This window comes from Paenibacillus sp. FSL W8-0439 (genome assembly GCF_038008995.1).
Taxonomy (GTDB): domain Bacteria; phylum Bacillota; class Bacilli; order Paenibacillales; family Paenibacillaceae; genus Paenibacillus; species Paenibacillus polymyxa.
Window position 1 is genome coordinate 136,750 of the sequence record NZ_JBBPAK010000001.1, and the last position, 22,381, is coordinate 159,130.

The window sequence follows — 22,381 nt, forward strand, 5'->3', positions numbered from 1 at the left end:
TCACCATGACAGACTTCCAAGCAGTGTCTCCAACAGCTTGGTTACACTTACACTCCAACGGGTTTGTTGTTTTTCATCCAATTCAGCTTTCAGGCTATTATTAATATGCTTGTTCTCCAGTGCAATAGTGTATAGAGGATCTACAGTCACATAGGACACGGGGGAAGCGCTTTTGAGTCGGAAAGTTGTACTTTTGCCCGCACCATCCCATGCCTTGAATATCGTTGAGCCATCCTTGAAGGTAAATTGAACAGGGATTTTGGGATAATCTGCTCCTTTTTTGCTGAGCGTCACGACTGCTTCGTATCCATTCTCCAGCTTGTGGTTCATGATGCGATCGACTGAAAAGTCCGCCATCTGGCCGTCATATACATATTGTTCAAAATAGTGGCTCCATGATCGTCCGGTCACTCTCTCCACGACATGTTGAAAATCCTGTGAGGTAGGATGCTTGAATCGATAAGTCTGGACGTAGGTCCGCATAATCCGGTCCATTTTTTTCATACCCACCTGACGCTCAATACCTCGTAGTACTAATTTACCTCGAGAGTAGGCATTTTGTGCATATTCAGCTGCCGATCCATACTTCCAGGACTCACGGTTTAGCGGCTGTGGGGAAGCTACCTGTCCCGATTGTAATGGCAAGTTGGGGGTAAGCCCATACTCTTGTTCCATGAGCCGTTCCTCTGCATAGGAGGTGAAGCCTTCATCCAGCCAAGGCTCCTCAAATTCATTGTTGGCTACCATTCCGTAGAAATATTGATGCCCAATTTCATGAACCAGCGTCCGTTCCAGATTATAGCCAGGATTCAGTTGGTCCGCAGCTGCGGCCGTGATGAGTGTCGGATATTCCATGCCGCCGGCTCCACTGCCTGTTTTGGGTGGAACGACGATGGATAGAGTGGAATATGGATAAGGCCCGTACCATTTGCTGTAGTACGAAAGGGCAGCCTTGGCTGCGCTCATGTAACGTCCTTTGAGTTCCTTATGGGACGGGTCCAGATAGAGCTTGATTTTGACACCAGGAACCTCAGTAGAAGAGAAAGGTTCTTCTACGGCTACGAAGTTGGGTGAAGCAGACCAGGCAAAATCGTGTACATCATCGGCATAAAATTGATATATTTTCTGGCCGTTCTGTCGTACTGCACCACGGGTGGGAAAACCGGTCGCTGCTACGATGTGTGTTTCAGGCACCCGAATCCGTATACTGTAAATTCCAAAGTCGGCATAGAACTCGGAGTTGCCATGGTACTGATGGAGGTTCCAGCCCTCTTCGGCGCGTCCACGTTGTCCTGCAGTCTCATAGACGCTGAGCTTTGGAAACCACTGTCCAGCCATTACAAAATCATCTGTCGCACCCATACGAGCAAAAATGCCAGGCAGTTTGACTTCAAACTTCATATATAGTGTGATTTCTTCGCCACCTCGTACCGGCTTGGGTAGACGCACCTTTATGAGCGAACGGTCGCTTGCGTTACCGTCATCTGGTTGTACATATTGAGTGCGGTGCATGAGAGATAAACCGTCTTCTGTTTTTAGTTCGGTCAGCGTCATGGAGCCAAAGCCGTCCTTAGGCATGGTGTCTCCGCGCAGCTTTCCGCCGGATTCTTTCATAAAGGTGGTTTCCATGGAAGAGAAGGCATTCGGGTATAGATGAAGATACAGATCATTCACAGTTTTCTTACCCGGATGCTTCCAGGTCAGTGTCTCAGTGCCTCGCAAAACCCGTCCTTTTTCCAGAGATACATCAATGTGATATTCCACCACCCGTTTGCTGAGAATTTCTGAAGCGGGCTGTGGAGGGTTCTTGGGCAGATCGGGCATGATGTTGGCCCCTAGAGGCTTGCCCATATTTGGCGCAAGCGCAGACTCAGACTCGGAGCCGTATAGTGGTTTGCCTGCGGACTGAGAGACGGATTGCGATTGGGGTTGCCAGGCAAACCATAACGTCCCTGCGAGGAGTCCGAGGGCTAGTGTGGACAATAAAACGATTTTGGTGCGTGCTGGGGTCATACAATGGATACCTCCCGTTGACAAGCATCTACAGCATGTATATGTTTGCTTTCGGGAGATTATTAGTTAAAATATTTATAGTGTAGAATGAGTGTGAAGACGGAAATTGGAGGTCTAGTGACGCATGAGTGAAAATCAACCGGACGGCAAAAAGCAGATTGCACTGAATATTGTCAGTGGCAAGAGTAAACATAAGGGCTTCGGCGCAGGCTCAATCGACCTGAATAGCATGTCCCCGGTCATCATTGACCGCGGAGAGGCGAAAATTGATGTCGGTGCCATGCATGCCAAAAGTAAAGTAGAACGTGGAATCAAGTTCTCTACGAATAAAGAGGACGTACCGAACGGACGCCAGGTATGGCTGGTATGGGTAGCTGTGGACCGTACGCCCGAAGGACGTATGTATGGTGGCGCGACGGCCTGCGAGATGCTGATTGACGACGAAGCCAAACGCGGCTGGAAAATTCTTGCCGATCATGTTAATCGTATGGATTATGCACTCAAACGCCGTTTCATGCTGGATGATCTCGGCAGCGAAGATAAAGCAGCGCTCAGAAGCCTGCTGATTTCGCATAATCAGGAATGGTGGGACGCTTCGCCTGAGGAATTGAAGCAGGCGCTGGAAGGGTAAGCCTAGCGTTAACGAAGTAACAGTATTGTAGAAAAGCAGCCACTGTAGGCTGCTTTTTCCTATAAGAAGAACCGAATTGGAATCTCTATATAAGCTCTATGATGCCTTCAATTGTTAGTTTTTTGACCTCATAAAATATGTACCGGACAATAAAATAGTAGTCTACTTCCTTTTCATGTAAGTTATGAACATCATCGCCTTGACATCATGGAAAGGCATTCACTATAATTCAAATAGAAATCGGTTTCAATCCGGTTTTTATTTAATTCGTGGAACCGGTTCCTAAAAAGATGAAGTTTTTTCCTATTGCTGTTTATGAATGTAATCTCTAAATAAGGTGGCATCGTTATGTTTAAATGGTTGAAAAAGAAGGCGGCTCCCCGTATTGAAGAATTCGACATGGTAGCGCCGGTTAAAGGAAAAGTGGTTTCCCTGGAAGAGGTTCCAGATCCTGCATTCTCGACAAAAGCTATGGGGGATGGCATCGCTATTCATCCGTCTGAGGGTAGGGTCACCGCTCCTTTCGCGGGAAAAGTTGCTCATGTTATGGAGAAAAGCAAACACGCTCTCATTATTGAACATGAATCTGGCGTACAAGTTTTGATACATGTCGGCATTAATACCGTTTCCCTCAAAGGACAGGGATTTAATCCTAAAGTTCAAGTAGGAGATAGCATTAAAGCAGGGCAATTATTGATGGAATTTGATCTGGATGCAATTCAACAGGGTGGATTACCTGTAATTACTCCAGTAATCGTTCCAGACGGGCAAGATATGATCAGCCATGTCGAAATACTGGATAATCCATCTGCTTCTCCAGATGTACCTGTATTAAGAGTTCACTTGAAAGCATAGTTAGCATTTTTGTTTTCTACTATCATGCTCATAGAAAAAATTCTTTGAATGTAAAGGTAAAATATGTAGAAGAAGACTAACCAGGAGATCTTGGTTGGTCTTTTCTTTTAATAAGTAAGTCCAGTTTAGGATAATGTAGAATGGTTGTGAAAGGGGAAATGTATATTGAATGCAAACCGTATTTTAAAATTAGAAAAGGCGTTGTTTCAGGCTTGGTCTTTGGAGTCTAGCTCTAAATGGACAGCCAAGAATCCTGCCGCCGGACAATGTGGTGTCACAGCGCTTGTCGTTCAGGACAGGCTTGGTGGTGATATTTTGAAGACATGGCTGGACAGCGGCTGGCATTATTACAACCGAATCGGTGAGGATATTATAGATTTTACGGAGTCACAATTTTCAAGCCTTCCACAGTATCAGCATGTACAATCCAACCGGGAAGAAGCATTTTCAGACACCAACGCAGAGCAGTATGCAGCTTTAAGCCGGAGACTAGGGGAATCGTATATGGGTACATAATTAAAGCAACAAATTCGACTGGGCAAAGCTGGATATTGACTGCATACGAGGGGCCGGGTGGTCCAGCTATAGGGGGAGATACTGAGAAAGACTCAGGATTTGCTGAATCTAATTGAGGCCACAAAGCCCGCCAATTAAAAAAATGTGGGTTATTATGAGGATGCAGGATCTACTATTCAATATGGATGCAAGCATCAAGTCTGTTTTTATCAGGAAAGCACCACAGAGCAATATGCACCGGATGAGTGAAGTTACGGGGTGAACATTAAAATATCAGAAGTAGATCGGTACCTTGTCGAGGGCGGTCTACTTCTTTTTCGTTTAGGTAAGTATTGTTGCTCACGAATAAAACTAATGCAGCCAATGGCTGGGAACGCTTAGAGACGAGGGCAGCCTGGTCTTACAATTGCCCTTAGCCGAATTTAATTGCGCTTGGGTAAGAAAGATACTTCCCTCCAGATTAGCCCCACTTAAATCAGCATCTCTAAAGTCTGCCCCGATGAGGTCAGTCATGCTCAAATCAGCTTCTCGCAGGTCAGCAGCAATCAGTAGAACGCCTCTCAGGTTGGCACCTCTCAGATTAGCGCCTCTTAAATTGGCCCCGATCAGATCTCTACTTTTGATTTTTTTACTCAGTTTAGGGTTCTCCATGTTTTTCTTACATTTTTCTCGCACTAACTCACTTGTTTGTACAAGTAAATCATTGACTAGCGCCCTATGGGTGGGTACATGAAGATCTATGAGGGATTTTGGATCTTGATCCGTAAGCTGCTCGGTTTTGGCCATTGCTTCTTGTAACTCGGTATAGATGGAGTGAGTTTCTTGTAAGCTAAGGGCTTCATTTAGGTAATAGAGCATTTCATAAAGCTGCTGCATGATGGGAAATAGATTGAACATTTCATCAGCTATTGCCGGGTCGTCTCGCCAGCTTTTTCCGTTGTATGTAACTTGGGAAATTCTTTGACCTGCCCCAAAGCAATCATATACTGTACAGCCTCGCAAGCCTTTATTCCTCAGGTTCTTATGAATGTCACAGCGATAATCCGCATTTAGATGTTGACAGGGAGTTCCTCCATCCTTGTTAAAGGCAAAATCAGCAGATTTGGCATAAGGCAAGGCGACACAGCATAAACCAAAACATTTTTCACAATCGGCAGTATACAATAAATACACATCCTTTTATTAGCACCTACTACATGTAATAATACCAAAAAAAGATGCAGGATGGTGTATTGCTAAGTAAAATAGGTCGATTACCCTTTTGCCAAATTCAATTGCCATGAAACACCGTATTTATCTTCGACCCAGCCAAACTGTTGGCTTACGGGCGAGGCTTCAAGGGGCATCAAAACTCGGCCTTCCTGAGATAGCTGACCAAACACACGATGAATTTCTTCTTCCGAATCACAAGTGACGAATAGCGATAAAGCTGGAGTAAAAGAGTGTTTGTCCTGATGGTTATAGTCTATGGCCATAAAGGTTTGCCCTTTGAGGTTGAATACGGCATGTAACACGGTCCCATCTTCCTGATGAAAAATGCTCATGATACCAGACGGCTTAAATACAGAGGTATAATATTGCATGGCTTCCTCTGCTTGACCGGGGAACATGAAAAACGTTGTGATTTTTGGACTAGAATCCTGCATCAGATCAGCTCCCTTGAGTGGATTATAGATGATAACATTTTTTCTCTTTAGTAATAGAAATATTCATGATTAGAGAAGTACTTCATAAAGAAAGATAGGCATAACTGGGAAGGGGAAACCAGATGATAGATGCGACAGCAAAGCTTATTGAGATGGTGGGTTCAGGCAGGAAACTGGACGCCAGCATTATTTCGGCCTATACGGATGTAGTTGCCCAATACGGAACCGCGGAGGATGCTTGGGAGTTATATTGGCTTTTTGTAGAAGATCCTGATCACTATGTTAGGGGTTTGTTACTTGGGCCGATCATGAGATGCGGAGATGGTGCTCTGGCGCAGGATATGTACGAGCGTTACGTTCGAAATCAGACATCCCAGGAACATATACCTGATGGTGTGCTGCATGTGTTAGGTTATTTGGGTTATGTGGAAGCTGCGGCTGATCTCGTCGCATGGTTGAACGGGCCCTATGGGGCAGCATCCGTGGATGCTTGTTTGGGGCTCGTACATCTTCCATGCGAATCGTTTCGTGAACGATTGGCGACTGAATTGGAAAAAGCAGTAAATCAAAATCTGTTTAATGAATTCTTACCTCTACTGAGCTTTAAATGTACTACAGAGGATATGGTTCCGCGATTGGTGCATTGGGGAGAGCGGCATGCTTCCGTAGACTGTAATGCGGGAATTATTGCTGGAATTGCATTGTTTGGAGAAAAGCAGAAGGATACGATCCGATCTATTTTGTGGAATCCGCTTTGGGAGGCTCATGGAACGGCTACGGGAAGTTGTGTGTGGTCTTATATTGCTATGCAGCATGTAGGGTTGACCTTTAGAGAGCTTATTCAGGATATAAAAAGCTACGATGTATTCAAAGCAGGTGTACAGGCATTGGAGTACCGCTTGGATGTGTTATATGAAATGTTGGAACTAAAGCTCAGCTATAGGGCTCGGCCAATCCGGTTCGCTCGCTGTAACGAGGAATCATTTGCTCAAATCTATAGCGATTTGTTTAGCTGGTCGACGGAGCATAAGGATGACTCTATGATAGGTTGGATGAACGAACATTTGGGGTATGAGCACCGGTTGCTGGAACAGTATGATGAGATTAGGAAACGAATCGAGATCAAAATGGTGCATGAAATTGAGCTGGAGCATGTCCAGACGGGAGTTAACCGGGTTGAGATATAAGAAATTTTGGTATAAAAGGACGAAATGACGGAGTTTGGCGGCGATATAGGGATTCGCCCAGTCCACGGGCTGATGTCCCGCATAGGATACATCAGCCTAGAACACAAGGAGTGAAACACATGTCTTTACTGCCACAAGTTCCTTTCGGAACGCAACCGGGTATTCCGGGTCCATTCACACCGTCAGGTCCTTCGATTCCACAATTTCCTGATATACAGGATTCGTTTCCGTCTCCGGTAGGTCCGCCACCAGGGCCAGGCCCCTTTTCGCCCCAGCCTTTCTCACCGCCGCCGCAAGGGCCGTTCGGTCCGCAAGGTGGGCAACAAGCTCAAGCACCAACTTCCCCACCACCACCATTTACGCCACCAAGGCCGCTAGTTTCAACATTTGCGGTTGACCCTGGAGCCATTTTCGGTTGTTTGTTCCGCAATACGTTTGTATGGCTGACGAACGGAGAGCGTTTCTGGATGTACCCTGTCTTTGTAGGCAGAACATCGGTAGCGGGTTTTCGGTGGAGTGGACGTTTCTGGTTTTACTATGGTGTAGACACCAACCGTATTGAGTCGTTTAGTTGTTTTTGGTAATAGCGCAGCTTTAGGGAAGAACGGGGCTTAACTGGGGAATGGCTGATGGCACTGGCAAGAGAGCTATAATGGGCGAATGAAATAAGTGAAGTAAAGATAAAAAAGACTGGGAGAGCGCATCATGGCGTTTCCCAGTCTTTTTTTGCTATTACTCCATCCACCATCGCTTAAAATTGCCCCACCAGGATTTTTTTTCGGCCTGCCGTTCCGCTTGGTCAGTAGGTGCCGATGCCTGTGGGTTATTCTGCCCCGATAGGGTCCCTTTCGGCTCGGTACCGCTAACGAATACCTCCAGCCGCTTGTCGGGACTGTCCGGCGCAGCCAGCTTGCCGCTGGCCGGATCAATATAGGCGCTGACTACGCCGTCAGGGATCGGGAAGATTTTGGGCGGCACATTCTCCAGCGCTTTTTCTGTATATTGTGCGAAAATCGGTGCCGCCCGCCGGGCATCCTGCGTGCTGATGGCCTTGCCTTTGTCATATCCAACCCAAACAGCGGTGGATAGCTCGGGGGTGAAGCCGACCATCCATGCGTCCGTGTTGGTCGTGCCGCTCTTGCCGGCAACCGGGCGTTTGATCAGCTTCGCGACCCGGTTGCCGGTGCCGCCTTCTTCAAACACGCCTTCCATGAGGCGTGTGAGGACATAGGCGGAGGCGGGCTTCACGATCTGCACAGGTGCGGCCTGCGGTGCTTCGTACAGCGATCGCCCGGCCGCATCGGTGATGCGCAGCACCGCTACCGGAGCCACCTTTTGCCCGCCGCTGCTGATGACCGAGAAGGCCGAGGCCATCTCGAACGGGCTGACGGGCGACACGCCCAGCGCCAGCGAAGGCACGGGCTTGAGCTCGCTCGTAATGCCCATTTTGCTGGCGAGGTCCATGACCTTATCCGCTCCCACCTGCAAAATGGTGCTGACGGCATAAATATTATCAGATGCCGCAATGGCGCGCCGCAGATCTATTTCGCCCCAATATTTGTCTCCAAAATTCTTGGGCTTATAAGTTTTACGGTTGTTGTCGTAGTGGAACAACGTTGGTCGGCTTTCGAACTTAGACGTACTTGTCAATTCACCGGAATCGAGCGCGCTGAGATACATGATCGGCTTGAAAGAGGAGCCTGGCTGCCGGGTTGTGGCTAGCGCATGGTTATATTGATTCCCTACATAGTTCGTTCCGCCGACCATAGCCTTGACATGTCCGTTACGCGGGTCCATAGAGATTAATGCAGTTTCCAGTCCGTTGCTGTTCTTCATGCCCTCATTGACAGCCGCCTCGGCTGCCTGTTGCATGTGCATGTCCAGCGTCGTATAAATGCTTAGCCCGCCATGCTCAAGCACCGCTTCGCTAATCCCAAGTTGATGAGTCGCTAGTTGGCGAACGTAATCGCGAAACCAGGGAGCGGCTTCCACTGTCCGACGCTGGCTCTCGGGCCGCAAGGGCAGTATTTCTTCATAGGCCTTGCTGGCTTCAGCTGGTGTAATTTTACCGATGAGTGCCATAGAGTCCAGTACAATTTTCTGCCGATCCTTTGCGTTTTTCATATGATTATAGGGTGAATAGTAGGTCGGTCCTTTCGGAATACCTGCCAATAGGGCGCTTTCGGCCAAATCCAGATCCTTTGCGGATTTACCGAAATACATTTGCGAGGCCGCCTCAATGCCATAGGCCCCATGGCCATAGTAAATTTCATTCAAATACATTTGCAGCAGCTCATCCTTGGAATACTTCATTTCAAGCTGTGCAGTATAGATGGCCTCTTTAGCCTTGCGCGTCCAGGTTTTCTCGTGAGATAAGTACAGATTGCGCGCAAGCTGCTGAGTCAGCGTGCTGGCCCCCTGTGACATATCCCAGCGGGTCAAATTAACGATTACTGCCCGGCCCAGGCCTTTGAAATCAAAGCCAAAATGATCGTAAAACTTCCGGTCTTCCACAGCCAGTGTAGCTGCTATTAAATCGGGCGAAATATGATCAAGCTGGACAGGAATAGATTCCTTGCCTCCGGCAGAGAAGGTAGCAATGACTTGCCCCTGACTATCGAGCAGACGTGAATTCCGATCTGTATCGGCGAGTGGAAGACTGGTTGTGTACAAATAAGCGAGCAGAATGCAGGCGGCGATGACCGTCAGAATCGTGAGAGACATTAGCCCTTGAAAGCATCGAAGCCAAAGCGGTTTACGCTTGGAGGATCGCCCGGTAGTATCGGTCATCATGCCACCTCCTTCCATAGTTGATGTTCTCAGTATAGTCAATCCGAAAGCGTCTATTCATCAGATGCGCATACGTATCTATTTTAAACAAGATTAAGCCCTAAAAATGCTTTTGCAGTCCATTCAGGTATCGCTTATAATGCAAAAAGTGTGAAATTCAAGTGTGTTTGGTACAATAAATATAGCAAACTCGGCGTTTGCGTGTTGCAGTTATAAGGGAAAGTCCATGTTTATGCTACCGGATTGCCGGACACATACTTTGATCAGAAAGAAGGTTGGAATGATGGACTTGTGGTTTACGGAGAAGCAGACTCCCTCTTTCGGCATTACAGCAAAAATCAAACAAACCTACGTCTCTGAGAAAACAGATTTTCAAGATCTGGCAATGATCGAGACGGAGGAATTCGGCAATATGCTTGTTCTGGACGGCATGGTGATGACAACGGTGAAGGATGAGTTTGTATATCACGAAATGGTAGCGCATCCGGCCTTAAATACACATCCGAATCCGAAAAAGGTTTTGGTTGTGGGTGGCGGCGATGGCGGCGTTATCCGTGAGGTCATCAAGCATCCTGAAGTGGAAAAGGCTGTATTGGTTGAGATCGACGGTAAAGTCATTGAATATTCTAAAAAATATTTACCTGAAATTGCCGGGAAGTTGGACGAGCCTAATGTGGAAGTGCTGGTCAATGATGGTTACATGCATATTATCAAACACAAAAATGAATACGATGTGATTATGGTCGATTCGACGGAGCCAGTGGGTCCGGCAGCGCCGCTGTTCGAACGTGGGTTTTACCAAGGTATTTTTGAGGCGCTGAAGGAAGACGGCATTTTCGTGGCGCAGACGGATAATCCTTGGTTCAAGGCTGACCTGATTCAGAAGGTCAACAATGATGTAAAAGAGATTTTCCCGATTGTGCGTGTGTATGGTGCAAACATTCCAACCTATCCAAGCGGTCTATGGACATTTACATTGGGCAGCAAGAAATATGATCCGCTCGAAGTGGACGAGAACCAAATTCCAGAGATGGACACTCGATATTACAGTCCGCGTCTGCACAAAGCAGCGTTTGTACTGCCTAAATTTGTGGAAGATTTAACAAAGTAAACATTTTAAGAAGCGTCGTAGTGATCTTTATCGCCAGTATAGAGCGAAAAGAGCGCTATAGACGCTTTTTTTGTGTTAAATCAGAATGTAGTAGGGATGAGAATATAGTGGACACTGAATTTCCTTTTAAGATAAAAGAAGGAAATTTAAGGGTGCGTGTAGAACATACAAAAAACCAGACATTTAACAGATTTGTAATCGACAGGGGAGGTTTGGTTATGGAAATACATAAATTGGCGATGTACCAAAGAGGGGGAAACTTTTTTGATCAGACGCTCTTTTTATTACCTGTTGGGGTCTCAGACGATCTCCAACGCAGCAGATATCATCTATATGTTGAGTGTGGTGGTGTTGGTGTTCAGTTCAAGTAATTCCTTAATGACGACTATTTTAATCCCGTTGTTCCGGTTGTCAGCTCAAGTGCTTAGTGGGCTTGTTGCACCGATCGTGCTCGGTCGATTTCGGCTGACGCAGGTTCTTCTATTTTCCCAGTTTGGGCAGTTCGTCATTTTTACGTTGCTGCTGCTTTATTTGTGGATCGTACCTGAGCAGAGGTCGTTTCTGTTTATTTTTGTAATGGTGTTCGGTATGTCTTTCCTAGATGGCTGGACCAATCCTGCGCGTAATGCGCTTGTACCCCGTTTGGCTACGGGTGAAGGACTGATGCGTGCCAACGGCATGGTAGCGGTCAGTGATCAGGTGGTAAGGTGTGCAGGCTGGGCATTAAGCGGAATTATTGTGGCTTGGCTGGGTTCCCTGAATACGCTTGCAATTGCCTCCTGTTGTTATCTCGTGGCTGTAACTGTCACGTCCTTCATTCGTGATCCGCTGGATCAGAAGCAACTAGGTCTTGAAGCTTCGAATTCCCCAACAAATGCGGAAGAACCCGCAAAGGAAAAGGAAAGAGGCTCCCATTGGAAAGAGCTTGGGGAAGGCTGGAAAATCATTTGGCACAACCGCCGTATTCGTTCTCTGATGATCGTCGATAGCGTGGACAGTATTGGGGGAGTCTCCTGGCTCGGTGTATTTATTTTGGCGTACGTCAGCCAAGTGTTGCATCGTGATGAGAGCTGGTGGGGCTTTATGAATGCGTCCTTTTTCTCCGGCACGATTTTGGGTGGGTTAATTGTTGTTGGCTTGGTTAAGCGGTTGCAAAAGAACAGCTTTTTGTACATGCTCGGAGCTTTGCTGGTGTATGTACTGATTACCATTGTATTTGCGCTAAATACCATTCCCGTGGCTGCGCTTGTTCTTTTTGCTGTATCAGGCTTACCTGTTCAAATGGCGGGCATTATTCGCCGCACCTTGCTACAAAGCAGTGCACCGGCAGCCCAACTACCCAAAGTGATGGCAGGGATTGATGTAATTACCAATCTCGCTTTTGGCCTGGCTTTATTATTCATGGGCTGGTATGCTGACCGATTCGGCATGGTGCAGGTGTATTTGCTGGCTGCGGCTATGACTACCATTGCTGTTCTGATCGGCTGGTGGTATCGGCGTGATTTTCAGGAAGACGAACCGATTGATCATCCGACCGCTACAGGAGCAGGGATATGAATTACATAAGCAATAGATCCTTTCTGTGCCACAACAAAAAAGTCGGTTGCATAAGAGCAACCGACTTTTAAGGAGAACGTTTTTTACGAACGTAACGTCCTGTTACCATAACTGCAATGTTAGGCCGTAGTGAACTGGCTGTTATAAAGCGAGGCATAATGGCCGCCGCTTGCGAGCAGTCCTTCATGGGTACCGCTTTCGACGACATCGCCGTTTTTCATATATAAGATCAGATCCGCTTCGCGGATGGTCGATAGCCTGTGGGCGATGACGAAGCTGGTGCGTCCATCGATCATTTTCATAAAAGCCTTTTGGATACGGGCTTCTGTAAGGGTGTCTATGCTGCTGGTTGCTTCATCCAGAATGAGCATAGGTGGATCGACGAGGATCACTCTTGCGATGGTAAGCAGCTGCTTTTGCCCTTGCGACAGGCTGTCGCCTGACCCGCTGATGACCGTATCGTAACCATGAGGCAGGCGCTTGATAAAGCTATGCGCATTGGCAGCTGTCGCAGCCGCGATAACTTCTTCGTCTGTGGCCTCTAGCTTCCCGTAAGCGATATTGTCCCGAATCGTTCCGCTGAACAGCCATGTATCCTGAAGCACCATACCAAAGTTAGTCCGCAGGCTGTCCCGGCTCATATCGTTGATATTCACCCCATCGATGGAGATCGAACCGCTGTCCACATCGTAAAAGCGCATGAGCAGGTTAACGAGTGTGGTTTTGCCTGCTCCAGTCTGCCCGACAATAGCTACGCGGGTGCCTGGCTTGATCTCCAAACTAAAGTTCGTGATGAGCGTCCGTTCCGGATTATAGGAAAATTTCACATGATCAAACAGAATCGTACCTTTGCTACGCTCCAGCTGTACGGCGTTCGATTTTTCCGGTTGCTCCGGAGGCGAATCCAAAATAGCAAATATGCGCTGAGCAGAAGCCGTAGCAGCCTGAAACTGAGTCAGCACCCCTGTGATTTCATTAAAAGGTTTGGCGAACAAATTGGTGTAGATGAGAAAGCTCGATAAACCGCCTACCGAAATCCCACCCAAAATGATCGAAATACAGCCAATCATAGCGGTGACTGAAAAAGTCATGTTGTTGACCAAACGGGTAGAAGGGTTGGACAAAGATCCGTAAAACTGTGATTTAACTCCGGCTTGATACAACTGCTCGTTTCGGGCGGAAAATTCCTCAAGCGAGCGATTTTCATAATGAAAGGCAGTAACTACCCGCTGTCCGCCAATCATTTCTTCCACATAACCGTTCAGACTTCCTAAAATTTTGGCCTGTTCGCGGAACATACGTTGCGATCTTGTAGTAATGAACCGTGCAACGCCATATGTGATGGGGGCAGACACTAATACCACCAGCGTCATCACTGGACTGATATACAGCATGAGTACAATCGAACCAACAATAGTAATCAATCCGGTGATCAAGGTGGAAAAACCCTGCAACAAGCCATCCGAGACGGCATCCATATCGTTCACAAAACGGCTAATGCTATCTCCTTGCGGATGATTGTCATGAAAGCTTAACGGAAGGATATTAAAATGATCGAATAACTCCCGTCGCATATCATTTACAGTCTGAAAAGCAATGCGGTTCGTCAAATATGTGAGCAGCCAACTAAATAGACTGCCTACAACATATACAACGCCTAGTCCAGCTAAAATCTGTGCAATACCTCTAAAGTCCACCGTTCCCTTATTCACCATATGGTCGATAGCCCGACCAATCATATAGGGTCCGACCAGACTGGCGAGCACGCTGAGAATCGCACTGACGATGACCCAAAACGTTGTTGATTTATATTGTCCCACATAGGTTAACAATCTTCTCCAGGTTTCCTTGCCACTCATTGGTCTACCTCCTGCGTTGAGAGCTGGGAGCGATTAATTTCCTGATATACCTCCGAGCTGCTCATCAACTGATCATGTGTGCCGATCCCGACAATCCGGCCTTCATCAAATACAATGATTTTATCGGCATGCTGTACACTGCTTACTCGTTGTGAGACCAGCAGGACAGTCATGCGGGTGCTATTTTCCCGAAGCGATTTCCGAAGGGCGGCATCAGTTGCAAAATCAAGTGCGCTTGAGGAATCATCCAAAATCAGTATTTCCGGATTGCCTACAATAGCTCTGGCAATGGTAAGTCGCTGCTTTTGGCCGCCTGACAGATTAAGTCCACCTCGCGTGATCGGGGCGTCGAATTTTTCCGGTAAGTTAGAAATAAATTCATCCGCTTGCGCGATAGCGGCGGCCCGGGCGACTTCCTCATCGGTGGCATGTTCATGTCCCCAACGGATATTATCCGCTATAGACCCTGTGAACAGCAGTGCCTTTTGTGGAACAATCCCGATTTTCTGCCGCAATTGCTCCAGCTTGTAATGCCGTACGTCGATGCCATCGACACGTACACAACCTTCTACTGCATCATAGAAGCGGGGAATCAGATTCACGAAGGTGGATTTTCCCGAGCCTGTTCCTCCTATGATTCCAACCGTTTCACCGGGATAGATGTCTACGACTACATCGCTAAGTGCCAGTTGTCCTGTCTTATTGTAGCCAAAGGAGACATGATCAAAAGAGATGGCTGGTACTGGGCTCATTTTACCCGTTCTTACCTGATCGAATGATGCAGAATTGGCAGTATCGGAAATCGAAGCTTCCGTGTCTAGGACCTCCTGAATTCTCGCGGCTGAAGTGGCCGCCTTGGTGAACAGAATAATGAGATTCGTCACCACAATCAGGGCCAGTAAAATCTGCGTAATGTAATTAATAAACGCAATAATCTCTCCTTGTGTAAGAGATCCATATTGGATATGGATACCGCCGATCCACAGAATGGCAATAATAGCTCCGTTGACCACCAGTAAGGTGGCTGGGCTAAGTAGAGCAGAAATACGGCCGACACGAATAGCGGTCTGGGTCAGGTCATCTGAGGCAGTATTGAACTTTACTCGTTCAGCTCCTCTTTTGGCAAATGCACGGATAACCCTTACACCTGTGAGATTTTCGCTTAGCACCAGAGCGATTTTATCGAGCTTTTTCTGGTATAGCTGGTACAGCGGAGAAGCCTTCGTAATGACTACATACAGAATCAAAGCCAGAACGGGTGTAGCCGCCAACAGCACCAAAGCAAGGCGGAAGTCCAGTATCATGGACATGATGATCGCCCCGATACAAATAAAAGGAGCACGAATAACCAGACGAATCAACATCGCTACAGCTGTTTGCAGCTGATTGACATCATTCGTAATTCGGTTGATGAGAGAGGGCGTACCAAATTTATCGAGATCTGCATAAGAAAACGATGAAATATGCTTAAACATCGTATTGCGCAGTGTGGTTCCGAATCCTTGGGAAGCACGGGCTGCGTAAAACTGGCACACTAGAGAACTGCCAAAGCCCAGTATAGTCATGAGCAACATTAAAAGACCCATTTGCCAAACATAATGGGTGTCTCCCTTACCAACGCCATGATTAATCATTAAAGCCACCATAGTAGGCAACAACAATTCCAGAATAGCCTCAATTAGTTTAAACAGAGGCCCAAGAATCGTTTCCTTTTTATAGGGTTTCAAAAAAACAGCAAATTTCAGCAAATCAACCATCACCTAACCTGAATATTGTATAAAATTTTCTATTGTAATTGCATATCTGAATATGATTATGGCATATCCTCAACCATATGAATAATATTTAATATATATTAGAGATATAGGTTTTACATATATCAGGACCGGAGGTTCATGATGGAATTGAGACATCTCAAATATTTTTTAGCGATTGCAGATGCTGGACAGATTACAGCGGCAGCCAAAAAACTGCAAATCGCACAGCCTCCCTTAAGTCAACAGCTTATGCAGCTGGAGGAAGAGCTGGGTGTAAAGCTTGTGCATCGAGGCTCACGAAGCATCCAATTGACAGAGGCGGGAATCATTTTACGGAACAGGGCCAAGCAGATTTTGGAGCTGACGGATGCTACGACAAGGGAAATAAACGATTTCGCCATGGGGATGAAGGGGACGCTCACCATTGGAACGGTTTCTTCCTCTGGGGCAACCCTGATGAAAGACAGGCTTTCCGAATTTCATAAAACCTATGCGGGTGTAAAATTTGAAATACATGAGGGAAATACCTTCCGGATTCTCGATCTTCTGAACAAAGGAATTGTAGAGGTCGGTATCGTCAGAACTCCTTTTAATACCACTGATTTAGGGTGTAGATATGCGTCCACTGAGCCGATGGTAGCAGTGATGACGGAAGAACATGATTGGAGTCCCGAACAGAAGAGCATATCATTGGCTGAGCTGAAGAACAGACCACTCATCGTATATCGTCGTTTTGAGCAATTGATCCACGACACCTGTATGAAGCATGGCTTTGAGCCAAACTACTTTTGCAAAAATGACGATGCCCGCACCACGCTTCTTTGGGCCAACGAAGGGCTGGGTATTGGCATGATTTCGAGCTCCGCATTGTCTTTGGGCAGCAATAATCATTTAATTGTTAAGGAAATTATGTGTGAAGATTTGCACACTCGTGTGGCTGCCGTCTGGTTGAAGGATAAATACATGTCTTCTTTGGCTTCCCGGTTCATTGAAAGTTTTAGCCAGGCATCCAGTGTAGCTGACCTACAGTAGTTGAATTTTTTAAGGGAGAAAGCATCTTTTTGTAAAAACTCATTTGAATTGCAATCGGGAACTGGATATAGTAGTACAGTAGGATAGCGATAGAATGGAGTTTGAACACATGCCACACAATGCAAAGGTTCGAATCCGTCTTCATAGTCATCATGACGGAGAAGATGTGGTACAGGAGCTTCCTGGAGAAGCAATCGTTCGCGGGAAGCATCTATATATAAGGTACGAGGAGCCGCAAGAGAGTCCTGAAGGCGGTACGACACGGAACACAGTCAAGATCGGACCGGATGAGCTAAAGCTGATTCGTCACGGTGAGGTACAATCAGAGCAGTCGTTTGCGCTGGGACGCAGGTTGCCTGGATTTTACCGCTCGCCTTATTTAAACCTGAACATGTCTGCGCATACGCAGAAGCTCGATATTCGGATGGATGGATTCATCGGACAAGTGAGCTGGACTTATGATCTATACGTATTTGAGGATTTCTCGGGGCATTTTGCCATCAGTTTGCATATACAGGAGGAGCAACAATCATGACAAGCAATCCACTGGAACTTATTAATCAAAAGGTGACCTCAGCAATCGAGGCAGCGGTGCTGGCTGCTGGAATCGTGGGTCGCGAAGAGCTGCCGACCATTACGCTGGAGGTACCTAAGGACAAGTCACACGGTGACTTAGCTACCAACGTAGCCATGCAGCTCACTCGCATTGCGAAGAAGAATCCGCGTCAAATCGCTGAAGATCTGATTGCGAATATGGACTTAGCTTCCGCTTCTATTGAAAGTGCTGAAATCGCGGGACCAGGCTTTATTAACTTTCGTTTGAACAAGAGCTACCTCTATGCAGTGATCGGACAAGTACAGGAGCAAGGAGCAGATTACGGTCGTGTACAGGTAGGTGAGGGCAAAAAGGTACAGATCGAATTTGTCAGCGCCAATCCGACTGGGAGTCTTCACTTGGGCCATGCACGTGGTGCAGCCGTAGGGGATGCGCTCTGTAATGTGCTTGATTTTGCCGGATATCAAGTCACTCGTGAATATTACATTAATGATGCGGGGAACCAGATTTACAATATGAGCCGTTCCATCGAAGCGCGTTATTTGCAGGAGCTAGGACAGCCTGCGGAGATGCCGGAGGACGGATACCATGGTGAGGATATCATCGGGTTTGCGAAGGAACTGGTGGCTGAGAAGGGCGATTCTCTGTTGTCTATGGAACCGGGAGATCGTGCCGCTTATTTCCGTGAATACGGTCTGGAAAAGGAACTGAATAAGATCAAGCGTGATCTGGAGCGGTTCCGTGTACCTTTTGATTCCTGGTTTAGTGAAACATCACTGTATGATAACGGTGAAGTGCTTAAAGCGCTGAATGAGCTGCGTGACCGTGAGGAAATTTATGATAAGGACGGAGCTACTTGGCTGAACACGACTAAGTATGGTGACGATAAAGACCGCGTATTGATCAAAAATGACGGTACTTATACGTATCTGACTCCGGATATCGCCTATCATCGTGACAAATATGCTCGTGGGTATGACACGATCATCAACATCTGGGGAGCGGATCACCACGGCTATATTCCACGGATGAAGGCCGCAATGGAAGCACTGGGCAATGACCCGGATAAGCTTAAAGTACTGATTGCCCAAATGGTCAGCTTGTTCCAAAACGGGGAAAAAGTAAAAATGTCCAAGCGTACTGGCAAGGCCGTAACGATGGAGGATCTGATGGAAGAAGTGGGCGTAGACGCGATTCGTTACTTCTTCACCATGCGTAGTATGGATTCGCATCTGGATTTTGATATGGATTTGGCGATTTCTACCTCCAATGAGAATCCGGTATTCTACGTGCAATATGCACATGCACGTGCATGCAGCGTATATCGTCAAGCCGAAGAGCAGGGTATTGCTGTACTGCCATTGGCAGAAGTTGACTTGTCGAAGCTGACGGCTGAGCATGAATACGATTTGTTGCGCAAAATTGGCGAGTTGCCAGAGGAAGTATCGGTGGCAGCTGCAAACTTTGCGCCGCATCGTATGATTCGCTATGTCTACGAGCTGGCATCCATGTTCCACAGCTACTATAAAGCAGAGCGTGTCATCACGGAGGATGCCGCTCAAACGCAAGCTCGCTTGGCGTTGTTTGGCGCGGTCCGCACGACCATTGCCAACGTACTGAAGCTGGTGGGCGTGTCTGCACCGGAACGTATGTAAGTAAACAACTGCAACATAATGATTTTGTAGTCATATGTATAAATGGTTAAAGGAACCGTTCGTGCTGCCCTCTAGGGAGGCTCGTTCGGTTCCTTTTTTGGTTTGAATACAATAAGTTTGAGTAGCTTAGTAGCGTTCCAGTACCAGATTCGTTTTCAGGGAATCGGCAGGAATCAGCCATCCTTTGGATTGTAGCAGATTCATCAGCTTGGTGCGGTTGCTTGCGGCAGTATTGTAATCCGAAGTTTTGAAGGAGATTTCGATGATATTGTCGGTACCCGATCCGTTGGCGCTGCGAATAGGCCATACTTCAACGTCAGTATCCAAGCCCTGAAAGCTGCCCTTATATTTGTTAACCTGTACAGGACCGCGTACTCTGGAGTTTGCCAAGGTATGTTTGCCCCAGTTGCTGCTTTTCCAGTTTTGCAGCTTGCCCGGAAGATTGTCCTGCAATTGTTTTAATGCCTGATCCGGGGAAGGCAGAGCTAATCCTTTGGAGGCGTTCGTTTTCTTGTCATTGGAAAAGCTTAATGTCTGCTTGCTGTATCCCCAATCCACCTCAGCCTCATAATTATCATCAGAGGCACTGAAGCCTTCTTTATTCGCTTGGGTAAGTGCTGCGTCGATATTCCCGTTTGTGATGGTATATCGCTTTTTGTAGGTTAACTCATAATTTTTTTTGTCCTCTTTTTTGCGAAATCTAACGTTCCAGCCCTCGTCATTCAATTGCAAGGAGTCTGTATCAAAATACTCGACGCTTAATCGTTGCGCATCTTCACTGATTCCGAACTCATTTACAATACCGCTTTTTAAAGAGCCATCCGCATTGAGGACCTGAGCTGTATCCAGCAGCAGCTTTACCTCATAGCTTGGTGTGGCATTGGCAGCGGCTTGTACGGGCTCTGCACCTTTCCATCCTGTTGCGAGCAGCACTGCACTCAGAGTTACTACTGACATGAATTTAGTGATACGCAGGCTTGTTTTCATTTCATCCTCTCCTGTTCGTCCGAATAGGTTACACGCTTCACTTTACGGGTGATTTGTCAGTCGTATGTCAAGCTAAGATGGTATTCTGGTTAAAAAATACCATAATTTTTATATGACAGCTAAGATTTAATCTTGGTTCCATCATAAATATTTAGTGAATCTGTGAATCAGCGCGGAGCGATGACGATCTTTGTTGCTGACCATATAAATATGCCGCTCAACAGGCTGTCCCGGAATAGGTCTTATGATCAGTAAACCCCGCTCAACCTCTGATTGAACAGCAAGGCGAGAGACAAAGGAGATGTGTTCTCCCAGCATAACCGCCTGTTTGATAGCTTCCAGTGAATCCAATTCCAGATAGGATGGAAGTCGGCGCCTTCCGCGCTCCAGCCATTTGTCAGTCACGTGGCGTGTGCTGGAATCCTTCCCATGCAACACAAAAGAGGAAGAAGCGATGCGCTCGGGTGTTACATCGGTTTCGCTAGCGAGCGGATGAGTGGGTGAGCAGATGAGCACCAGTTCATCTTCTCCCAAGGATTCTGAGAGCAGCGTTGGGGATTGAAACGGCTCTGCCGAAATAATGCCGAGGTCAATTTCGTGGCGAGCGAGCATGTCCTTGATCACGGGCGCTGTTTTCACGGACAAGGCAATGTGAATGCCCGGATGCTCGCGGGCAAACCGATGCAGCACGGCAGGAAGCAGATAGGTGGCAGGTACATAGCTTGCGCCAATCCGTATACTCCCTCGTTGGAGCGTATCGAACTCACGGACAACTCGCTCAGCCTCAGCCGCAAGTGCATTAATTTTGGTGGCATAGTGCAGCAGCGCATCTCCGGCATCCGTCAGGATGATTTTGCCCATACGTGTATCAAACAGCTTTACTCCAAATTCACGCTCCAGATTTTTCATATGAAAAGTAACAGTGGGTTGCTTTAGGCCGAGAACCTCGGCTACGGTGGTAATTTTATGGTGCTTGTTCAGCAGCTCTACAATATGTAACTTTAGAAGACTTAAGTTCACTTAGAATGCCTCGCTTTCGGTTAAGTCAAACAATCATGCTTATTCTCTGGGTAACAGCATCCACCGCCTCTATATAGATTTAATCTATGAGTGTTAACACAATTCATTGAAATAATTAATTTTGTTTTAACTTCCCAATAACACAGGTTGCGAATTCAAGTTTTACACTGGGGTCAGTCACAAGAACAGGCAGGTAATGCGATGAATCAGGATCTATATATTCGTGGAGTAAGTAAAATGTTCAGCCAAACCACCGCGTTGCATGAGACGAATCTGGTCGTACGACAGGGCAAATTCACCACACTGCTCGGACCGTCCGGTTGTGGGAAGACGACGCTCTTGCGCTTGATTGCTGGTCTGGAGACACCGGATACCGGCACAATCACGATGGGAGAGGAAATTCTTTTTTCGGCTGAACGCAAAAAGGATGTTCCCGCACATCTCCGCCACTTTGGTATGGTCTTTCAGGATTTTGCGTTGTGGCCGCATATGACGGTGTTTGAAAATGTGGCCTTCGGCTTGCGAGCGAGCAAGCGGGGAAAAGGGGCTGTTAGCGCTCAAGGCAAGGAACTGCGAGCAGTGGTGCTAGAGGCGCTCGATAAGGTGAGGTTGTCAGGGATGGAGGATCGCTATCCCCATCAGCTGTCCGGTGGTCAGCAGCAGCGGGTTGCTTTTGCAAGAGCAGTTGCTATCCGGCCTCGACTGGTTTTGTTCGACGAGCCGCTCAGTGCACTGGATGCCGTGCTACGGGAGGAGATGCGCATTGAGATGATATCGCTTGTGCGCGATCTGGGGCTGACCGCCTTATATGTCACTCATGATCAGATCGAGGCCATGTCCATGTCTGATGAAGTAGTGGTTATGAAAAGTGGACATATTTTGCAGACCGGAACACCAGAGGTGATCTATGGTTGTCCGTCTCATCCAGAGGTGGCAAGCTTTATCGGCAAATCCAACTGGATCGAGTTGGAACGGACACTATTTCGACCTGAACATGTCCGTTGGGAACAGGAACAAGCGGATCAGCACACTTTTACAGTAGAGATCCTGCATGTCAGCTATGTTGGCGATCGCTATGAAATCCGTCTAGTAGCCGAAAACGGCGAGCAATGGACTGCGTATCACTCCACCCGCTTGCCCATAGGCGAACAAATGCATATTTGGGTATCACCGCAATACATCCACCAACTTGAAACATAGGGAAAAGGG

Annotated in this window: 19 protein-coding genes; 11 read left to right on the forward strand and 8 right to left on the reverse strand. The window is 47.1% G+C overall.

Features of this window, described 5'->3' with window-relative positions:
- Entirely contained in the window at positions 1 to 2,013 is a 2,013-nt protein-coding gene (locus MKX36_RS00545; protein ID WP_193190161.1) for a M1 family metallopeptidase, read from the reverse strand.
- A 124-nt stretch (positions 2,014 to 2,137) separates the two neighbouring features.
- Between MKX36_RS00545 and MKX36_RS00550 the strand changes: the two genes are divergently transcribed.
- The 3 genes from MKX36_RS00550 (at position 2,138) to MKX36_RS00560 (ending at position 4,015) form a co-directional block, all read left to right on the forward strand.
- Complete coding sequence (locus MKX36_RS00550) at positions 2,138 to 2,644, forward strand: YwhD family protein (RefSeq protein ID WP_016818549.1); 507 nt, start codon at positions 2,138 to 2,140, stop codon at positions 2,642 to 2,644.
- A 348-nt stretch (positions 2,645 to 2,992) separates the two neighbouring features.
- Positions 2,993 to 3,499 (forward strand): PTS sugar transporter subunit IIA, encoded by a 507-nt coding sequence (locus MKX36_RS00555; RefSeq protein WP_019685763.1) that lies wholly within the window; start codon positions 2,993 to 2,995, stop codon positions 3,497 to 3,499.
- Between the two features lie 165 nt (positions 3,500 to 3,664).
- Entirely contained in the window at positions 3,665 to 4,015 is a 351-nt protein-coding gene (locus tag MKX36_RS00560; protein WP_016818551.1) for a YunG family protein, read from the forward strand.
- A 351-nt stretch (positions 4,016 to 4,366) separates the two neighbouring features.
- On the opposite strand, the gene MKX36_RS00565 is transcribed toward MKX36_RS00560, so the two are convergent.
- Both MKX36_RS00565 and MKX36_RS00570 read right to left on the reverse strand, forming a co-directional pair.
- On the reverse strand, positions 4,367 to 5,179 hold the full coding sequence (locus MKX36_RS00565; RefSeq protein ID WP_123796619.1) for a pentapeptide repeat-containing protein: 813 nt from the start codon (positions 5,177 to 5,179) through the stop codon (positions 4,367 to 4,369).
- An 89-nt stretch (positions 5,180 to 5,268) separates the two neighbouring features.
- Entirely contained in the window at positions 5,269 to 5,661 is a 393-nt protein-coding gene (locus tag MKX36_RS00570) for a VOC family protein (RefSeq protein ID WP_016818553.1), read from the reverse strand.
- A gap of 122 nt (positions 5,662 to 5,783) precedes the next feature.
- Between MKX36_RS00570 and MKX36_RS00575 the strand changes: the two genes are divergently transcribed.
- Together MKX36_RS00575 and MKX36_RS00580 are read left to right on the forward strand one after the other, a co-directional pair.
- Positions 5,784 to 6,848: a hypothetical protein gene (locus tag MKX36_RS00575; protein ID WP_340864030.1), complete on the forward strand. Its 1,065-nt coding sequence runs from the start codon at positions 5,784 to 5,786 to the stop codon at positions 6,846 to 6,848.
- A gap of 119 nt (positions 6,849 to 6,967) precedes the next feature.
- A complete protein-coding gene (locus MKX36_RS00580; RefSeq protein WP_340864031.1) occupies positions 6,968 to 7,432 on the forward strand; it encodes a transporter in 465 nt (154 codons plus the stop codon).
- Between the two features lie 148 nt (positions 7,433 to 7,580).
- Here MKX36_RS00580 and MKX36_RS00585 read toward each other — a convergent pair whose 3' ends face one another.
- Complete coding sequence (locus tag MKX36_RS00585; RefSeq protein WP_340866057.1) at positions 7,581 to 9,638, reverse strand: transglycosylase domain-containing protein; 2,058 nt, start codon at positions 9,636 to 9,638, stop codon at positions 7,581 to 7,583.
- 283 nt (positions 9,639 to 9,921) lie between these two features.
- On the opposite strand from MKX36_RS00585, the gene speE reads away from it, so the two are divergent.
- On the forward strand, positions 9,922 to 10,749 hold the full coding sequence (gene speE / locus MKX36_RS00590) for a polyamine aminopropyltransferase (protein WP_340864032.1): 828 nt from the start codon (positions 9,922 to 9,924) through the stop codon (positions 10,747 to 10,749).
- 264 nt (positions 10,750 to 11,013) lie between these two features.
- Positions 11,014 to 12,306, forward strand: a complete 1,293-nt coding sequence (locus MKX36_RS00595) for an MFS transporter (protein ID WP_340864033.1) — start codon at positions 11,014 to 11,016, stop codon at positions 12,304 to 12,306.
- A 119-nt stretch (positions 12,307 to 12,425) separates the two neighbouring features.
- Here the strand turns inward: MKX36_RS00595 and MKX36_RS00600 are convergent, their stop codons facing one another.
- Complete coding sequence (locus MKX36_RS00600; protein ID WP_340864034.1) at positions 12,426 to 14,165, reverse strand: ABC transporter ATP-binding protein; 1,740 nt, start codon at positions 14,163 to 14,165, stop codon at positions 12,426 to 12,428.
- Positions 14,162 to 15,913, reverse strand: coding sequence for an ABC transporter ATP-binding protein (locus MKX36_RS00605; RefSeq protein WP_025363676.1), 1,752 nt, complete (start codon positions 15,911 to 15,913; stop codon positions 14,162 to 14,164). Before MKX36_RS00605 ends, MKX36_RS00600 begins: the two co-directional genes overlap by 4 nt.
- A gap of 150 nt (positions 15,914 to 16,063) precedes the next feature.
- On the opposite strand from MKX36_RS00605, the gene MKX36_RS00610 reads away from it, so the two are divergent.
- From MKX36_RS00610 to argS, 3 genes are all read left to right on the forward strand, one after another.
- A complete protein-coding gene (locus tag MKX36_RS00610; protein WP_016818561.1) occupies positions 16,064 to 16,954 on the forward strand; it encodes a LysR family transcriptional regulator in 891 nt (296 codons plus the stop codon).
- Positions 16,955 to 17,048: 94 nt separating this feature from the next.
- The gene (locus MKX36_RS00615) at positions 17,049 to 17,489 is read left to right on the forward strand and encodes a DUF1934 domain-containing protein (protein WP_340864035.1); all 441 of its coding nucleotides are present in this window, start codon (positions 17,049 to 17,051) and stop codon (positions 17,487 to 17,489) included.
- Positions 17,486 to 19,165, forward strand: a complete 1,680-nt coding sequence (gene argS / locus MKX36_RS00620; RefSeq protein ID WP_016818563.1) for an arginine--tRNA ligase — start codon at positions 17,486 to 17,488, stop codon at positions 19,163 to 19,165. The genes MKX36_RS00615 and argS overlap by 4 nt, the downstream gene beginning before the upstream one ends.
- 126 nt (positions 19,166 to 19,291) lie before the next feature.
- Here argS and MKX36_RS00625 read toward each other — a convergent pair whose 3' ends face one another.
- Together MKX36_RS00625 and MKX36_RS00630 are read right to left on the reverse strand one after the other, a co-directional pair.
- Positions 19,292 to 20,152 carry a hypothetical protein gene (locus MKX36_RS00625; protein ID WP_019685772.1) on the reverse strand — a complete coding sequence of 287 codons (861 nt, stop codon included), beginning with the start codon at positions 20,150 to 20,152 and terminating at the stop codon, positions 19,292 to 19,294.
- 141 nt (positions 20,153 to 20,293) lie between these two features.
- The gene (locus MKX36_RS00630; RefSeq protein WP_016818565.1) at positions 20,294 to 21,172 is read right to left on the reverse strand and encodes a LysR family transcriptional regulator; all 879 of its coding nucleotides are present in this window, start codon (positions 21,170 to 21,172) and stop codon (positions 20,294 to 20,296) included.
- A 201-nt stretch (positions 21,173 to 21,373) separates the two neighbouring features.
- Here MKX36_RS00630 and MKX36_RS00635 point away from each other — a divergent pair, with 201 nt between their 5' ends.
- On the forward strand, positions 21,374 to 22,372 hold the full coding sequence (locus tag MKX36_RS00635; protein ID WP_340864036.1) for an ABC transporter ATP-binding protein: 999 nt from the start codon (positions 21,374 to 21,376) through the stop codon (positions 22,370 to 22,372).
- The last annotated feature ends 9 nt before the right edge of the window (positions 22,373 to 22,381 follow it).

Bases quoted from the DNA above. Each gene is read 5' to 3' on its own strand.
- MKX36_RS00545 (WP_193190161.1), bottom strand. From the start codon at position 2,013: ATGACCCCAGCACGCACCAAAATCGTTTTATTGTCCACACTAGCCCTC.
- MKX36_RS00550 (WP_016818549.1), top strand. From the start codon at position 2,138: ATGAGTGAAAATCAACCGGACGGCAAAAAGCAGATTGCACTGAATATT.
- MKX36_RS00555 (WP_019685763.1), top strand. From the start codon at position 2,993: ATGTTTAAATGGTTGAAAAAGAAGGCGGCTCCCCGTATTGAAGAATTC.
- MKX36_RS00570 (WP_016818553.1), bottom strand. From the start codon at position 5,661: ATGCAGGATTCTAGTCCAAAAATCACAACGTTTTTCATGTTCCCCGGT.
- MKX36_RS00575 (WP_340864030.1), top strand. From the start codon at position 5,784: ATGATAGATGCGACAGCAAAGCTTATTGAGATGGTGGGTTCAGGCAGG.
- MKX36_RS00580 (WP_340864031.1), top strand. From the start codon at position 6,968: ATGTCTTTACTGCCACAAGTTCCTTTCGGAACGCAACCGGGTATTCCG.
- MKX36_RS00585 (WP_340866057.1), bottom strand. From the start codon at position 9,638: ATGACCGATACTACCGGGCGATCCTCCAAGCGTAAACCGCTTTGGCTT.
- speE (WP_340864032.1), top strand. From the start codon at position 9,922: ATGGACTTGTGGTTTACGGAGAAGCAGACTCCCTCTTTCGGCATTACA.
- MKX36_RS00600 (WP_340864034.1), bottom strand. From the start codon at position 14,165: ATGAGTGGCAAGGAAACCTGGAGAAGATTGTTAACCTATGTGGGACAA.
- MKX36_RS00610 (WP_016818561.1), top strand. From the start codon at position 16,064: ATGGAATTGAGACATCTCAAATATTTTTTAGCGATTGCAGATGCTGGA.
- MKX36_RS00615 (WP_340864035.1), top strand. From the start codon at position 17,049: ATGGAGTTTGAACACATGCCACACAATGCAAAGGTTCGAATCCGTCTT.
- argS (WP_016818563.1), top strand. From the start codon at position 17,486: ATGACAAGCAATCCACTGGAACTTATTAATCAAAAGGTGACCTCAGCA.
- MKX36_RS00625 (WP_019685772.1), bottom strand. From the start codon at position 20,152: ATGAAAACAAGCCTGCGTATCACTAAATTCATGTCAGTAGTAACTCTG.
- MKX36_RS00635 (WP_340864036.1), top strand. From the start codon at position 21,374: ATGAATCAGGATCTATATATTCGTGGAGTAAGTAAAATGTTCAGCCAA.